General features: G+C 43.1%; 17 protein-coding genes. 14 read left to right on the forward strand and 3 right to left on the reverse strand.

Annotated features, from left to right (window positions below):
* Positions 1–31: 31 nt before the first annotated feature.
* Positions 32–496, reverse strand: a complete 465-nt coding sequence (locus DTQ70_RS28095; RefSeq protein WP_028522147.1) for a RidA family protein — start codon at positions 494–496, stop codon at positions 32–34.
* A 35-nt stretch (positions 497–531) separates the two neighbouring features.
* Complete coding sequence (gene argB / locus DTQ70_RS28100) at positions 532–1,323, reverse strand: acetylglutamate kinase (protein ID WP_122933895.1); 792 nt, start codon at positions 1,321–1,323, stop codon at positions 532–534.
* 78 nt (positions 1,324–1,401) lie between these two features.
* Here argB and recO point away from each other — a divergent pair, with 78 nt between their 5' ends.
* Positions 1,402–2,097 (forward strand): DNA repair protein RecO, encoded by a 696-nt coding sequence (recO, locus tag DTQ70_RS28105; protein ID WP_122933896.1) that lies wholly within the window; start codon positions 1,402–1,404, stop codon positions 2,095–2,097.
* 105 nt (positions 2,098–2,202) lie between these two features.
* Here recO and DTQ70_RS28110 read toward each other — a convergent pair whose 3' ends face one another.
* Positions 2,203–2,931 carry a metallophosphoesterase family protein gene (locus tag DTQ70_RS28110; protein ID WP_122933897.1) on the reverse strand — a complete coding sequence of 243 codons (729 nt, stop codon included), beginning with the start codon at positions 2,929–2,931 and terminating at the stop codon, positions 2,203–2,205.
* A gap of 460 nt (positions 2,932–3,391) precedes the next feature.
* Here DTQ70_RS28110 and DTQ70_RS30920 point away from each other — a divergent pair, with 460 nt between their 5' ends.
* From DTQ70_RS30920 to DTQ70_RS28170, 13 genes are all read left to right on the forward strand, one after another.
* Positions 3,392–3,556, forward strand: coding sequence for a hypothetical protein (locus DTQ70_RS30920; protein ID WP_164490249.1), 165 nt, complete (start codon positions 3,392–3,394; stop codon positions 3,554–3,556).
* A 74-nt stretch (positions 3,557–3,630) separates the two neighbouring features.
* Complete coding sequence (locus DTQ70_RS28115; RefSeq protein ID WP_122933898.1) at positions 3,631–4,005, forward strand: helix-turn-helix domain-containing protein; 375 nt, start codon at positions 3,631–3,633, stop codon at positions 4,003–4,005.
* 84 nt (positions 4,006–4,089) lie between these two features.
* Positions 4,090–6,048: an alpha-1,4-glucan--maltose-1-phosphate maltosyltransferase gene (locus DTQ70_RS28120; RefSeq protein ID WP_122933899.1), complete on the forward strand. Its 1,959-nt coding sequence runs from the start codon at positions 4,090–4,092 to the stop codon at positions 6,046–6,048.
* Between the two features lie 17 nt (positions 6,049–6,065).
* Entirely contained in the window at positions 6,066–7,484 is a 1,419-nt protein-coding gene (locus DTQ70_RS28125; RefSeq protein ID WP_122933900.1) for an aminotransferase class I/II-fold pyridoxal phosphate-dependent enzyme, read from the forward strand.
* Positions 7,485–7,538: 54 nt separating this feature from the next.
* Entirely contained in the window at positions 7,539–8,273 is a 735-nt protein-coding gene (locus DTQ70_RS28130; protein WP_122933901.1) for a class I SAM-dependent methyltransferase, read from the forward strand.
* Between the two features lie 443 nt (positions 8,274–8,716).
* Positions 8,717–10,108, forward strand: a complete 1,392-nt coding sequence (locus DTQ70_RS28135) for a site-specific integrase (protein ID WP_122933902.1) — start codon at positions 8,717–8,719, stop codon at positions 10,106–10,108.
* 42 nt (positions 10,109–10,150) lie between these two features.
* On the forward strand, positions 10,151–10,597 hold the full coding sequence (locus tag DTQ70_RS28140; RefSeq protein WP_122933903.1) for a DUF6934 family protein: 447 nt from the start codon (positions 10,151–10,153) through the stop codon (positions 10,595–10,597).
* A 5-nt stretch (positions 10,598–10,602) separates the two neighbouring features.
* Positions 10,603–10,956 (forward strand): helix-turn-helix transcriptional regulator, encoded by a 354-nt coding sequence (locus DTQ70_RS28145; protein WP_122933904.1) that lies wholly within the window; start codon positions 10,603–10,605, stop codon positions 10,954–10,956.
* A 48-nt stretch (positions 10,957–11,004) separates the two neighbouring features.
* Positions 11,005–12,144 (forward strand): hypothetical protein, encoded by a 1,140-nt coding sequence (locus DTQ70_RS28150; protein WP_122933905.1) that lies wholly within the window; start codon positions 11,005–11,007, stop codon positions 12,142–12,144.
* Positions 12,145–12,250: 106 nt separating this feature from the next.
* Positions 12,251–12,520: a helix-turn-helix domain-containing protein gene (locus DTQ70_RS28155; RefSeq protein WP_122933906.1), complete on the forward strand. Its 270-nt coding sequence runs from the start codon at positions 12,251–12,253 to the stop codon at positions 12,518–12,520.
* Positions 12,521–12,606: 86 nt separating this feature from the next.
* Positions 12,607–12,843 (forward strand): hypothetical protein, encoded by a 237-nt coding sequence (locus DTQ70_RS28160; protein WP_164490250.1) that lies wholly within the window; start codon positions 12,607–12,609, stop codon positions 12,841–12,843.
* Between the two features lie 2 nt (positions 12,844–12,845).
* A complete protein-coding gene (locus DTQ70_RS28165; protein WP_122933908.1) occupies positions 12,846–13,820 on the forward strand; it encodes an AAA family ATPase in 975 nt (324 codons plus the stop codon).
* A 140-nt stretch (positions 13,821–13,960) separates the two neighbouring features.
* Positions 13,961–14,821: a BT4734/BF3469 family protein gene (locus tag DTQ70_RS28170; protein WP_122933909.1), complete on the forward strand. Its 861-nt coding sequence runs from the start codon at positions 13,961–13,963 to the stop codon at positions 14,819–14,821.
* Positions 14,822–14,896: the final 75 nt, after the last annotated feature.

A 14,896-nucleotide genomic window follows, 5' to 3' on the forward strand; every position in this document is an offset into this window, starting at 1 on the left:
TTGTCATCCGACGAAGGAGGGGTTGCTCACATTAGTCGGCTAACTCGAAAATAACTTCGATTTCGATGGCGGCCATGCGTGGCAATGAGCCCATGCCTACGGCACTCCGCGCGCCTACGCCACGCTCGTCTCCCCAGATTTCGGCAAACAGTTCGCTGCAACCATTCATGACGTAAGCGTGTTGTTCAAACTCAGGAATGGCGTTAATCATACCCAATATTTTTACTACTTTGTTGATTTTATCAAGGCTACCAAACTGCGAACGAAGCGTAGAAAGGAGCAAATAACCTGTTTTACGGGCGGCTTCTTTGGCTTCGTCGGCAGTTAGGTCTCTGCCTACTTTTCCCGCAATCAGACTACCGTCAAGTTCCAAGGAGATGTGTCCAGAGATGTACGCTAAATTTCCTGTGACAACGACAGGCGTGTAAACACCCCCTTTGGCTGGCGGAGGTGGTAAGGTGATTCCGAGTTTTGCGAGATTTTGTTCGGCAGTCATAAAAAAATAGTATGGTTGTTAGAAAAATTTACTTTTTATTCATTGATGAGTTGGGTTCCTGCGGTGCCATCATTGACGGCTGTTGCAAGTTGGTCGGCATGACAAATGGTTACTTTGGCCACGCCATTTTGGAGTGCGGCAAAGGCATTGTCGAGTTTGGGTATCATTCCTTTATTAATTACCCCTTCGGCCTTGTAAGCTTGGTAGGCACTTGGGGCAATTTGAGGAATGACGGCATCATCGTTGGTAGGATCAGACAAGACGCCTTTTTTCTCAAAACAATACACCAAGTTTACTTCAAACTGGGTCGCTAAGGCTACTGCCACCGACGAAGCCATGGTATCGGCATTGGTGTTTAGCATACTTCCCGAAGCAGGGTCGAAGGTCAAAGGGGCAATGATAGGTACCAGACCACCACGAAGAAAGGCGGAAAGTTGGTCGCTATTCACCGCTTCGACGTCGCCCACAAATCCGTAGTCGATTTCTTTGACGGGGCGTTTGCGGGCCTTGATCACGGCCGCATCAGCACCCGTGAGCCCAATCGCATTGCTGTCTTTTTGTTGGAGTTTCCCAACGATGGTTTTGTTTACCAAACCTCCATAGACCATCGTGACGACGTTCAACATGGCTTCGTCGGTAATGCGTCGGCCATCGACCATCAAGGTTTCGATGCCTAACTTTTCGGCCACTTGGGTCGCGATTTTTCCGCCACCGTGGATTAATATTTTGTGTTGAGGCAAGCTCACAAACGACGATAGAAAGCGATCGAGGGCTTCAGGATTATCAATGACGTTGCCGCCTATTTTAATTACTAGCAATTTTTCCATAAACTTGACATCTAATTTGGTCGGCAAATTACTGAAATTCCTACGACTCACGCCCCACTATTCGTCAGTATCTCCTTTATGATTCACAAAACCCGTGGCATAGCACTCAATTTTATTCGTTACCGCGAAACGTCGATTATTGCCAAAATCTACACGGAAGAATTTGGTATTCAGAGTTATATCGTGAATGGCGTAAGGTCGGCTAAGTCCAAAACCAACCGAATTGCGTTGTTTCAGCCACTGACTTTGCTCGACTTAGTGGTGTACCACAAGAGTAAAGAACAAACCATCCACCGTCTATCCGAAATTAAATGCAGTTTGCCATTTAAAAGTCTCCCGTTTGATTTTGTAAAATCGAGTATTGCGCTTTTTATCACCGAACTTTTGGTTAAAACACTCAGAGAGGAAGAAACTAATAATCCTTTGTTTGAATTTCTTAGCGAATCCATCACTTATTTGGAAGAAACGACGACGGGATACGAAAATTTTCACCTTCAATTTTTGGCAAAATTTGCGTTTTTTCTAGGTTTTGGTCCCGAAACGGTCAAGGAAATTGAGGAACAACTGGCGGAGAATTTATATCCATATACCCTCGAACCCGAAATGCGAGAGGCAGTACAAATGTTTATACATTTGCCCTACGAAGCCAGGGGGCATTTAGACCGCCTTCAACGTAGCAAATTGCTGGACGCACTCATTTTTTTCTACAAAGTCCACTTGGAAGGGTTAGGAGAAATCAAGTCACTGGATGTCCTTCGAGAGTTGATGCGTTAGTTTTGGGGTTTTCGGTTTACTGTTTGTGGTTTTGGGTTTACTGTTTTCCCAAAAATAAAAACTTCAACCTCTAAACCCCAAACTTACAAACCGTAAACTTAAAAACTACTTCTTCCCCCTTCCTTCTTCGCCAGGGTAGAGGGTTTGGACGATGTCGCTTTGCCAGTATTCTTTGGTGGCAGCATCCATTAATGTGAGTTTTCCGTGAAAAGCGGCGCCTGTATCAACGTTCCAAATGTTGGCACGGTGCATAGGCAAATCGGTTTGGTAATTGAGAGTTGGCGTATGGCCAATAAAAATTTCTTTGAAGCGCTTAAAACGCTTTGGGTAAAGCGTTGAAGAAAGGTTTTTATCCATACCGACTGCTGTTTCCCACAAGGTACGATCCCAGCAGCAAATAGTTTCATCTTCTTCTTGTTCGGGGCCATAGACCGATGTAAAGCCGCCGTGCACAAACAGACGGTTTTGAGAATCAATGTAGTAATATTTCATTTGGCTAAAAAAAGCCAAATGGGCCAGCTTTGCTTCAATGTTGTAGCGTTGATAACTTTTGGCCGTGCTACTTCCGCCGTGTAGCAACCAATGGTGCGGGGCAAGCCCCATTTCAAGCCAGCCCTCACACCATAAATCGTGGTTTCCTTTGATGAAAATACAGGGTTGTTTTGCCGAAAGTTTCATCAAAAAATCAATGACTTGGGCCGATTCGCTCCAGCCATCGACATAATCACCCAAAAAAATGAGCGTATCCTTGGTCGTGACAGTAGCGCGTTGCATTACTTGCTGTAACGCACGTAAACCACCGTGTATGTCACCTATGACCAAGGTTCTTTTCATATAAAATAAGATTAAGCGCCAAAGCTAAGAATGAAAGTGACGTACGCTCGTTTCTGACAGGAAGCAAGTAGGACAACGAGTGTAAAAAGGTAAAAGAGATTTTTCATTGAGGTTGAAAAAAGTTTAGAAAAATGGGAGATGAATGGTAGCAATTATACGTAAAACCCCCCTTGAATCAAAAAGTAAAATTGTTTCTTTGAGATTAATCAGTGAAAAGTTTTTGAGAAGACAATAAAAATGAAACTGGTTAAACCAGCACATAATCAAAAAGTTAAGGGGAATTACTAGCGATTTTTGGCCTTTTTTTACGTGCTCTAAAAAGGAAAAGTGTCAAAAAATTGTATTTTTCAAGGAATTAATTTGAACTTTAATAATTTTTTAATTTTTTTTTAAGGAAACCATTGCAAATATTAAAAATGTATTTACCTTTGTAACGGAAACCTTAAAAACATCACAAAAAATGAAAAAGGCATTTGCATTCTTATTTGTTGCTGGTATGATGACTCTAGCAGCATGTGGCGGTAAAACTGAAGAAGCTGCTACTACTGACACTACAGCTGCTGCTGCAGTTGACACTACTGCTGCTGTTGATACTACTGCTGCTGATACTTCAGCTGCGAAATAATTTTCGCCGCAACAAACGAGTACAACAAATGAAAGCTTTGCGAACCTTCGCGAAGCTTTCGTCGTTTTTATAGCATGATGAAAACGATTGCTGAAAAAATCCGACTCCTTCGCCTCGAAAAAGGCTTTTCGCAAGAAAATGTTGCCGATATGCTCGGTATCTCCACCACAGCTTATGGAGATATTGAACGAGGAAAAACTGACCTGACCCTTTCACGACTTCAAAGTATTGCCCACGTATTTTCGACTTCATTGGGGCATTTGATGGGCGAAGAGGATGCTATTACTTCTCAAATTCAGCAGCTAGAGCTTGAAAAACTGAAAATAGAGAATGAAAAGCTACGCCTTGAAAATCAGCTATTAAAAGAAAAATTGGCGGGAAGAATCATAGTAGATTTACTGCGAGAACGTACGCAAATACCCGCCGAACGACAACGGATTGGTTTTTAAGCTAAGAAATAATAAATCCCTACCCCGACGCTTGTTCACGTCGGGGTATTTTTTTAGGTTTAGGGCGTAAAACCAAATAAACCTATGATGAATCTCGCCGAAATTGCTGGAAAAAACCGTGTCATTGTTGAAAAAGTAACTCCTGAGCTAGACGGAGGACAGTTTTATATTAAAGCCGTTCCCAACGAAGTGATTCAGGTAGAAGCCGATATTTTTTGTGATGGCCACGATAAAACGGCTGCACGCCTCTGTTTTAAGCATCAATCCGAAAAAAAATGGTCGGAAGTACCCATGAGGTTTGTCAATAACGACCGCTGGGAAGGGCAGTTTATCGTTGAAAAAGAAGGAGATTATCTTTATACCATCGAAGCGTGGGTAGATCATCTCGCCTCGTGGGAGCATGAAATTACGCTCAAAGTTCGCGATGCGCAGCACGTCAATAGTGAACTGTTGGTGGGGGCGAGTTTGTTGGAAAAAATCGTAAAAAATGCCTCTAAAGAAGATAAAAAAGCGATTCAGGAAGCGATAAAGGCATTTAGAGATGAAAAACGCTACAACGAAGCGGTGCTATTGGCCATTGGCGAGCAAATGGCCGAATGGATAGAAAAGTACGCGTACCGTGAGAATGTGACTCGTTATAAAGAACTGCGCCTATGGGTTGACCGCCCGAGAGCAGGTTTCTCAACGTGGTATTCGATGTTTCCGCGTTCGGCGGCCAAAGAGCCAGGGCAGCACGGAACTTTCCGTGATGTGATAGATTTGTTGCCCCGCATTGAGCGTATGGGCTTTGATGTACTTTATTTGCCGCCTATTCACCCGATTGGGATGCAGTTTCGGAAGGGGAAAAATAACAATGTGTTGTGCCAACCTGGGGAGCCAGGCGTTCCATACGGCATTGGTTCTGAATTGGGTGGCCACGATGCGATTCATCCCGACTTAGGAACACTCGATGATTTTAAAGCCTTGGTAGCGGCGTGTAAAGCCCACGGAATGGAGATTGCGATGGACTTAGCGATTCAGTGTTCACCCGACCACCCGTGGGCCAAAAATCACCCCGAATGGTTTAAAATTCGCCCTGATGGAACGATTCAATATGCCGAAAATCCACCAAAAAAATACCAAGATATTTATCCCATCAACTTTGAAACCGAAGCTTGGGAGAGCTTATGGTTGGAGCTTCGTCGCATTATTTTTGTGTGGGCCGAGTGGGGGGTGCGCATTATTCGGGTGGATAATCCACACACAAAAGCGTTTGCGTTTTGGGATTGGGTGATTGCCGAAACCAAGAAAAAATATCCCGATATGATATTTTTAGCTGAAGCATTTACGCGTCCAAAAGTAATGCAACGTCTGGCTAAAGGTGGTTATAATCAGTCTTATACGTACTACACGTGGCGAACGTCGAAGGAGGAGTTAGTAGCGTACATGACCGAGTTGACACAAACGGAAATGAAACACTATTTTCGCCCAAATTTCTGGCCAAACACGCACGACATCAACCCGCCATTGTTACAGTCGGGGCACGAGCCTAATTTCTTGATTCGCTATTTTATGGCCGCGACGCTGTCGTCGAATTACGGAATTTTTGGCCCTACTTATGAATTTATGGTACATGAGGCTTTTCCAGGAAAAGAAGAATACTGGAATTCAGAAAAATACGAAATCAAACACTGGGATTGGAACCATACCAACAAATTTACCTACGTGATAACGCAAGTAAACCGCGCTCGAAAAGAGAATGCGGCTTTACAACAAACCAATAACATTACGTTTTGCGACATCAATGACGACCAACTTCTGGCGTATCTCAAGACGCATCCCGACGGTAATCGTATTTTGTGCGTGGTGAATTTGGACGGGTACAACCGTCGAGGTAATACGGTGCGGATTCCATTGCATAAAATTGGGAAAGCAGGTTGGGAAGATTTCATTGTCCACGATTTGCTAACGGAGTCCAAGTACGTTTGGAAAGGAGAGTATAACTACATCGAACTTGATCCGTATCTATTGCCTTTCCATTTATTCCGAATAGAAGATTTGTAATTTTTTAACCTAAGTTCATGCGTTTACAACAAGCGTATGCTGCGGAGCATTTTCGGGAAGAAGCTCATCGACTCGTTGACCAGCTCGCGGATTATTTAGCCGCTGCGCAAAGTCAGCAACTTGAGACAGTCATTCCCTACCAGTCGCCCGAGGAAAATTTGCTTTTCTGGCGACAAAATGCCCAAGAAGGCGTAGGGGCTCCGTCCGATTTTTTTGCAGAAGTAATTCAGCGTTCTACCCATTTGCACCATCCACGGTACATGGGGCATCAAGTGTCGCCGCCGTTGCCGATGGCAGCCATGGCGGGAATGCTGACCAGCTTGTTGAACAACGGCATGGCGGTCTATGAAATGGGACTGGTGTCCAATCCTCTTGAGCGCCTCTTGAGTGAACTGTTGGCTCAAAAAATTGGATTTGGGGCGGAGGCCAGCGGGCTATTGACTTCGGGAGGGACGTTAGCGAACCTCACCGCGCTGCTCACCGCTCGTGCTACTCAGACGGATGTGTGGGAAAACGGCCACGAACAAACTTTGGCGGTATTGGTGTCAGAAGAAGCGCATTATTGTATCGACCGCGCGGCAAGAACCATGGGGATGGGGAGTGAAGGTATTATTAAAATCCCGACCAATGCGCGTTTTCAGATGCGAACTGAGTTGTTGGAAGAGTATTACCAAAAAGCGGTTCAAAGTGGCCGAAAAGTGATTGCAGTTGTTGGAAGTGCCTGTTCAACCTCAACAGGCGCTTACGACGACTTAGTAGCCATTGCCGATTTTTGTAAAAAACATCAATTGTGGTTTCATGTGGACGGAGCACACGGCGGGGCAGTGGTTTTTTCTGAACGCTATAAACCATTGGTAAAGGGCATTGAGAGGGCGGACTCGGTGGTCATTGATTGGCACAAAATGCTATTGACGCCTGCCTTGGCAACGGCTTTACTCTTTAAAAGAAACCAAGATTCGTTTCAAACATTTCACCAAAAAGCGCAGTATCTGTGGGCAAATCAAGGCGCGCAAGAATGGTTTAATTCAGGTAAGCGAACCTTTGAGTGTACGAAACTGATGATGAGTGTAAAAATATACGCCATTCTCAAAACCTACGGAGAGGAGATTTTTACCGAAAATGTAGAGACATTACACGACCTTGCCCTTCGCTTTGCGCAAATCGTACACGAACGGCAAGGTTTTGAATTGGCCTTAGCGCCCGAAAGCAACATCGTGTGTTTTCGGTTTGTGGGAGAGGGGCGCACAGCGGAGCAAATCCAAGTGCTGAATGGTCTCATTCGTCAAAAGCTGCTAGAAGAAGGAGCGTTCTATATTGTTCAGACAACGCTTCGCGACAAATTGTACTTGCGGGTTTCGTTGATGAACCCCCTGACGACCGAGAACGATTTGACGGCTTTGCTAGACGCGATTGAGCGTTTGGCGATGAAAATGTAGGGTAGCTGTTGTAAAGAAAGAAAATATTGTCGTATTTTTCTGAAAATCAACGATATGGACGCTAACTCTTACGACACTATTGCCAACGAATACCGTGATTCGAAGCAATTGGACTTCCGCAAATACATTGAAGAATATACCCTTGAGCAGTTGCTTGGTGATGTAACTGCGTTAAATATTCTTGACTTAGCTTGTGGGGAGGGTATCTACACCCGTAAGCTTAAAAAACGGGGGGCTGCTACCATTTTGGGCGTGGACGTATCCACTCGGATGGTTGAACTCGCGCAAGAAGCAGAAGCCAAAGAGCCTTTAGGGTGTGACTATTTAGTGCAAGACGCGCTAACAATGTCATTAGAGCGGCAATTTGATGTGGTGGTGGGCATGTATTTGCTAAACTACGCGCAATCGGCCGATGACTTACAGCAGTTTTGCCATGTAGTGTACAAACATCTTCCGCCTTCGGGTCGATTTGTGGGATTCAATGACAATCCTCATAACGAACTTCAGCATTATCCTAATTACCGCAAGTACGGTTTTGTAAAAGAATCGACCAGCCAACGAAATGAAGGCGATTTTGTGAGGTATCGAATGTTCAATTTAGATGGGACGGAGTTTAGCTTCAATAATTTCTATTTTCATCCACTTACTTACGAACGTGCTTTTGCCAAGGCAGGTTTTCGGGATTTTCGGTGGCAAGGTCCTTTTTTAGCCCCATCACAAGCCTCATCTGACTACTGGTACGAGTTTATGACTCATCCGCCATTGATTGGTTTCACGGCGGTGAAATAGGTAGGCAAAATTAGGCTAGATTCAAACAACCCAAAGCTATCTTGGAAGTTTTGACGATTTAATGAATTTATAGATTTGTTTTTGTTACAAAAAATACGGTTCACCGTTGAGACGGATCAATTCCAAAATTTGTGGAGCAACTTGGATTGCACGTAGCCAAAAAAAGCACTTAACGATTTTGTTAAGTGCTTGATTGGGAGGCTCTCGAAGCTGGGCTCGAACCAGCGACCCTCTGATTAACAGTCGTAGCCAATGGGTATTTGTTGAGTTTTAGATATTTGTGTTTTTTGATATAAATACTCTGTAAATCAGTAGTTTGTGCAGCTTTATTTTATCCTTGTTTATTGGTGTTATGCGTTGATTCTGTATATTTGTGGTGCAAGTTGTGGTGCAAGTAGATTCAGTTGCACCACAGAAAAACGCGATTTGCACCACAGAAACACATGGCAACTGTAAACTTATATTTCGACACCCGCGCCACCTCAGCGAACGAGGGTTTTATTAAAATCGTGATTACTCACAATCGGGTAAAACGACTTTATACGACTGGCATTAAAACAGACGCCAAACAATGGGAGTGGCTACCCAAAAAAGGCGAAAAGCGGGATAACAGGGTAAAGGACGAAACGCTCTTAAAATTGTACGCTGACATTTATAGCCAACCTAACGGTTTCTACCGACGTGCTGAAAGTATCGTTGAGGCATTAGGCGTAAACTTTTCATTTGATGCGTTCAAAGATGCGTTTGAGAATTGGGGGAAGGAGAAGCCAGCGGAGGACACCGACGACGTTTTTGCAGCCCTCAAAGCCAAAGCCGAGGCAATGAGAAAAGCCGACCGTATTGGTAACGCTTCTAACTATGAACTAGCTGCAAAATCGTTGAGACGTTACGTAGAGAGCATGGGCAACGAGACGCGTAAAGAATTTGGTTTGCCTCCGCGCCACAAAGCCACAAAAAAGAACGAAGAACAACCACCGACAGTTTTACGGTTTCGGCACATTACCCCCAACCTTTTGACCGATTACGAACATTGGATGTTGCACTATGGGAAAACGCCCCAAACGAGCAACCCCAAAAAAGGTAATGTAAAAGCGACGGGGGCAAGCCTGACCACCGTAGGTATTTATTTGCGCCACGTTAGAGCGGTTGTAAACGATGCGATTGAAAACGGCATCTTGACCCGTGAAGCTTATCCGTTTGGCGGAAACCGCTACGTAATACCCGCAGGACAAAACGTCAAAAAAGCGTTATCGAAAGACGACGTTACCAAGATACTACGCTATGAGTGCCAAACAGACAACGAGCAACGCGCCCGCGATTTGTGGGTATTTTCGTATTTATCCAATGGCATGAATTTGGCCGACGTTTGCGCTTTACGTTGGAGTGATTTAGACTCCAAGACAAACAAACTAACCTTTATCCGTAAAAAGACGGCACGAAGCAAAAAGGGAAACCAAAGCAAGATTGTCGCAAAGTTGTTTCCTGAATCGTGGACAATCATTGAAAGACAAGGAAATAAAGACCAAAAATCTACTTCGTATGTATTTCCGTTCCTCAATACCTCTATGAGTGCAGAGCGACAAAAGGCAGTGATTCACCAAGTAGTGAAACTCACCAACAAGTGGATGCAACGCATAGGCCAAACACTACAAATAGAAGGCGACGTAAACACCTACGCAGCCCGCCACAGTTTCGCCACTATCTTACTGCAATCTGATGCACCGCTGGCGTTTATTTCGCAATCGTTGGGGCATACCAATTTAAAGACAACCCAAAGCTATCTTGGAAGTTTTGACGATGAAAAAACCAAGGGTTATTTGGACGCGTTGCTGTAAAAAGCTGTTTGTTAATGAATCAGTTAATTTTTATTTTTGTCTATGAATCAAGAAAAGTACGCGGTTGACATTGACAATACTACCCAAGTCTATGAATTTGTAAGTGTAGGAAGTAAGGGGGCTATTCAAAAGTTAGTACAGTACACGCCTTTGGATGAAAATAGAGAATTTTTCAATTTGGGTTTCGGTGACAAAGACCCTGTTAGTGGAAAGCTGAATGATTTAACAGTAACCAACAACGGAGACACGCAAAAAATTTTGGCTACGGTTGCAGATACGGTACTTCATTTTACAGCACGTTACCCCGATGTTTGGGTATTTGCCACAGGCAGCACCCCCGCCCGTACACGGCTGTATAGAATGGGAATAACCAATCATTTAAACGAAATCGAAAACAAATTTGAAGTATTAGGACTGACTAACGACGGTTGGCAGTCCTTTGAAACAGGAATAAATTACGAGGCATTTTTGGTAAAACGCAAATCCTAAAGACCATGACAGCAATACAAAAAAGTGTAAATAGTACAGAGGATTCAGAACTTGTTACGCAGGTTGTACCCGTTCTGTTTCCCGAACAAATAGCCCGTGCCAAAGCGATTTTGGCTAAACACCCTTTGCCTCCGCAAATCGTGGAAGCGCAGGCCGCCAAAGCCAAAGCCGCTGAACTATGCGAAACCCTTAAAGAATATCGCCAACGCCACCACCTCACCCAAACCGAATTGGCCGACAAAGTAGGGATGCAAAAAGAGTTTATTAGCCGCATCGAAAACGGTAAAGTCGATGTTCAACTTTCTACCTTCCTAAAAATCATTCAAGGGTTAGGCTTACGGGTGATGGTGACGGAGTAAAAATCATGTTAAAATAACACGGGATAACATAGAAACAGACTTGAAAACATGGGAGAGATTGATTTTTTAAAGACCGTCTATGTTAACGAAGACGAGGTGCAAGAGGCATCCGTTTTTTTTGATACGATGACGGATGAACAACGAACAGATATTTTCGCAGCATTTAATGAATACGAAAAACCCGATGCCTATGTTATTACTGATATTTATTACTACCACCTGTTTAGATTTTATAAGAACGCGCAATGGAATGACGCTAATTTGAGGCGGTTATCGTCTAATTATATCTTAAACAAATGGGTGATTTATGGTAAGAGTCTCTACGCCATAGCACACCCAAATAAACCTATTAGCCGTGAATTGATTAAAAATGACCTACAACCGTTTTTGGTTAGTGCTTTTGGCGAAGAAACCAGTTCGTTAATGATTACAAATGAAAGAGGGCAATCAATTAGGTTGAATGTACCTGCTTGTCGATTAGCAGAGTTGGAGTACACCGTAAAAGAAGCATATCGAGAGCAAGCGCAAAAAATTAATTCGGGCTTTACGTATTACAAAGAAGAAATTGGGCTGTGGCTTGAGGATACTTTTAGGATTAAACCACAATTAAGCGGTTTTGTTGACTGGATGCTTAATCATAAAAAAGCCCGTGGGTTCAATATGAAAGTAACAGAAACCGAACGAACTGCTGATTATGTTAAAGCTGATTTGGAGTTTGATTTTACACCACTATACAGCCTAAAAGGTGACGTACTAAAGTCTGATTTGATAAACTACTGCAAGTTTGTGCGAGAGGAATGTAAAAAAATGGCAACTGCCCCAACCGATACCAATGAAGAAAAGAAAAAAATCCAAATTTTACCTGAAAGTATTGAGCCAATTTACAACGCATTAGCCCCGTATTTTCAAGGAAAGAATGCAGAGTTGATGACGGTGCTGGAAGGTGGTGCGATTAGAGAACCTTTACACTTCAACGGAAATGCAAATCAGCTAACTCATGTTTTTTGGCTTGCAAAGAAAAAATGTTGCATATCAGACACTAATAATAAGATTTGTGAGTGGATTTTGAACAACTTTCGATATTCAGGGGGGAGAGAGTTTAAAAAAGATAGCGTGGTAAAAGACCTAAATACGCAAGAAACACGCTGTAGAAATCCCTTACCCAATCTCAATTTTAAGCCTAAATAGAAAAAAAGCATACAAAACGAGTCCTTTTTAAAGTCCTTTTTAAGTCCAGCACTTGAAAGGACTTTTTCTTTTTTTAGATGTTTGTGGCACATTTTAAATTCTTATTATGTCTCAAATAATTTTAAATGGAATCGCGCTTGCAGACTTGTTGAATGAGTTTCGCGCTATTGTAAAAGACGAAGTTGTAAACCTCGCCACCACCCCGCTACAACCCACCGACGGCAAGAAGTACCTGTCGGCTAAAGAAGCGGCTGATTTTTTGGGTATCAAGCAACAAACGCTTTATCAGAACATTAAGCGCATACCGCACGTGAAGAAACACGGTAAACTACTCTTTACCCGTGAAGGACTTATTAGCTATGTAGAACAAAAATGAGGACGACAGCCATGAAAACAAACGACAATCGCCCCCCGAAATCTTTGAATGAAGCTACTTCAAAGATACAAAAAAAGTCTGATGAAATGACAGCCTTTTACCACTATCTAAATGATAAGGTGACAAGCTGTACCGATGCAGCTGTGATGCTGAATATCCCGCAAAAGAACCTGACGCGCTACAAAAGAGAATTGGAAAAGGTAGGGAAATTGCAAGTAGTAAAAATGCAGCGATGCCCGCATACGGGTAGGTGGGTGCAACATATTACGACTGACCCAAAAAAGTTTTCTCCTTCTTCGCAATACCAAATCCCGTTTTCGTAGCTATGACAACTGTAAGTGTTCCCAATAATTTCAACCTCAACGGTGTAGAGGAAGAAATCAAAAAGCCGAAAGCAATAACTGGTTACGAACTATTAAAACAGGACAACGACGAAATACCGTTCTTGGTAGAAAACGTTTTTCAGTCAGTAGGCTTAGGCGCAGTAGTAGGAAGTAGCGACACAGGCAAGTCTAGTTTTTTACGGCAATTAGCTACCAGTATTGCGACAAAGCAGTCTGATTTTTTAGGCTGGAAAATTAACGCTATCTACGATAAAGCGATTTATGTGAGTACTGAGGACGATGCAAGGGCAGTTAGCTTTCTTTTGAAGAAACAGGAGTTGAGCGGAGTATCTGAGGAACTGTACAAGAACCTACAATTTGTCTTTGATACTGAAAACTTACTCGAAACGCTTACAAGCCTTTTAGAAGAAAGTCGCGTTGACTTGATTGTAGTAGATGCTTTTTCGGATTTGTTTAATGGGCAGATGAACGCCAACAATGAGGTCAGGGGCTTTTTAAATAAGTATAGCCAGCTTGCCCAAACGTATGAGTGTCTAATATTGTTTTTGCACCATACTGGAAAACGTACCGAGCAATTTGAGCCGTCGAAAAACAATGTGATAGGGTCACAAGGGTTTGAGGCAAAAATGAGAATCTTGATTGAGTTACGACAAGATTTCATGGAAAAGAACTACCGACACCTTTGCGTTGTGAAGGGTAATTACCTACCAAGCGAGATGAAAACTGAGTCTTTTGTTTTGCATTTCAACGAAAACATGGTTTTTACTAATACCACACGTCGAGTGCCGTATAGTGCGCTTGCAAAGCCTGAAACGAATAAAGGTGATAAGCAAGACTTTGAGGCATTACAGGCGCTTATAGAGCAAGGAATGACCCAAAACAAAGCCGCCGAACAACTCGGAATTGGGAAGGCGAAGGCGAGTCGTTTGATGAAACAATTCAAAAGTGTTTCATAGGTGTTTCACTCTGAAACAGTACGTGAAACAGTCGATTCAGAGTAAATTGAATCTACTAGATTAACATTGGCTTAGGTGTTTCACTGTTTCATTCCCTAGTGTTTGAAACAGTGAAACAGCTTTTTAACTTCAAAGACACTATGAACGTACTTGACAACGACGTTAGTATTTTTGCTAATTACAATACTCCAAGCACCCCAAAAGCCACAACAATACGGCAGTTTTTAACCTCAACAAAGTATCAAGGGGAGGTAGAACGCATACGTGCTACCACTGATAAAACTGAACGTGATAGACTGAAAGCAACCTTGCCCGCAATTACTCCAAGTGGCGTGTTTTCTTACCGTGCCGCTGATTCGTTGGTAAGACACAGCGGCCTAATTTGCCTAGATATTGATTACAAGGGGAACGAAGCAATAGAAAACTTTTTTGATTTAAAGTCGCAATTAATGAGAATCCCTAACGTAGCCTTTTGTATAAAATCAGTATCGGGCAAAGGCTATGCCGTAGGAATCCCCATTGCTTACCCTGAAAGACACAGTCAACACTTTGACGCGCTCAAACGTATCTTTTTGGGGTTGGGACTGATGGTTGATAGAGCGTGCCGTGACGTGTCGAGGTTGAGGGGGTATAGTTACGACCCCGACGTTTATTTGAACGAAAACGCCAATGTATTTGAGTTGTACGATGAGCCAAAAGAAAAGTTGAACAATTACGTACATCGTTCCTTAACGTCTTACGAGGCACAAAACGACCCTTTACAGGCTTGTTTGAAAATTATTCAAAACAGTATCGACGGTGAACGCCACAATGCACTACTTAAAGCAGCACGTTTGGCAGGTGGTTACATTGCGGTAGGGTTATTAGATGAAGCCGTCGCGGTAGTTGAATTAGTGAGTGAATTTTGCAGGCGTGGTTATGATAGACACTATAAGCCGTTAAAAACAATCCACGATGGAATTGCGAACGGCAAATTAGCGCCAATAATACCAAGCAAATAAAACAGATTCAATGTCCTACCCAAAGGATTTGAAAGAACCGACGCCTATTGATTATGTGCCGCAAGTAAAGATATA

The organism is Runella sp. SP2 (genome assembly GCF_003711225.1).
Taxonomy (GTDB): domain Bacteria; phylum Bacteroidota; class Bacteroidia; order Cytophagales; family Spirosomataceae; genus Runella.

Coding starts and splice junctions, on each gene's coding strand:
- DTQ70_RS28095 (WP_028522147.1), bottom strand. CDS start 496: ATGACTGCCGAACAAAATCTCGCAAAACTCGGAATCACCTTACCACCT.
- argB (WP_122933895.1), bottom strand. CDS start 1,323: ATGGAAAAATTGCTAGTAATTAAAATAGGCGGCAACGTCATTGATAAT.
- recO (WP_122933896.1), top strand. CDS start 1,402: ATGATTCACAAAACCCGTGGCATAGCACTCAATTTTATTCGTTACCGC.
- DTQ70_RS28110 (WP_122933897.1), bottom strand. CDS start 2,931: ATGAAAAGAACCTTGGTCATAGGTGACATACACGGTGGTTTACGTGCG.
- DTQ70_RS30920 (WP_164490249.1), top strand. CDS start 3,392: ATGAAAAAGGCATTTGCATTCTTATTTGTTGCTGGTATGATGACTCTA.
- DTQ70_RS28115 (WP_122933898.1), top strand. CDS start 3,631: ATGATGAAAACGATTGCTGAAAAAATCCGACTCCTTCGCCTCGAAAAA.
- DTQ70_RS28120 (WP_122933899.1), top strand. CDS start 4,090: ATGATGAATCTCGCCGAAATTGCTGGAAAAAACCGTGTCATTGTTGAA.
- DTQ70_RS28125 (WP_122933900.1), top strand. CDS start 6,066: ATGCGTTTACAACAAGCGTATGCTGCGGAGCATTTTCGGGAAGAAGCT.
- DTQ70_RS28130 (WP_122933901.1), top strand. CDS start 7,539: ATGGACGCTAACTCTTACGACACTATTGCCAACGAATACCGTGATTCG.
- DTQ70_RS28135 (WP_122933902.1), top strand. CDS start 8,717: ATGGCAACTGTAAACTTATATTTCGACACCCGCGCCACCTCAGCGAAC.
- DTQ70_RS28140 (WP_122933903.1), top strand. CDS start 10,151: ATGAATCAAGAAAAGTACGCGGTTGACATTGACAATACTACCCAAGTC.
- DTQ70_RS28145 (WP_122933904.1), top strand. CDS start 10,603: ATGACAGCAATACAAAAAAGTGTAAATAGTACAGAGGATTCAGAACTT.
- DTQ70_RS28150 (WP_122933905.1), top strand. CDS start 11,005: ATGGGAGAGATTGATTTTTTAAAGACCGTCTATGTTAACGAAGACGAG.
- DTQ70_RS28155 (WP_122933906.1), top strand. CDS start 12,251: ATGTCTCAAATAATTTTAAATGGAATCGCGCTTGCAGACTTGTTGAAT.
- DTQ70_RS28160 (WP_164490250.1), top strand. CDS start 12,607: ATGACAGCCTTTTACCACTATCTAAATGATAAGGTGACAAGCTGTACC.
- DTQ70_RS28165 (WP_122933908.1), top strand. CDS start 12,846: ATGACAACTGTAAGTGTTCCCAATAATTTCAACCTCAACGGTGTAGAG.
- DTQ70_RS28170 (WP_122933909.1), top strand. CDS start 13,961: ATGAACGTACTTGACAACGACGTTAGTATTTTTGCTAATTACAATACT.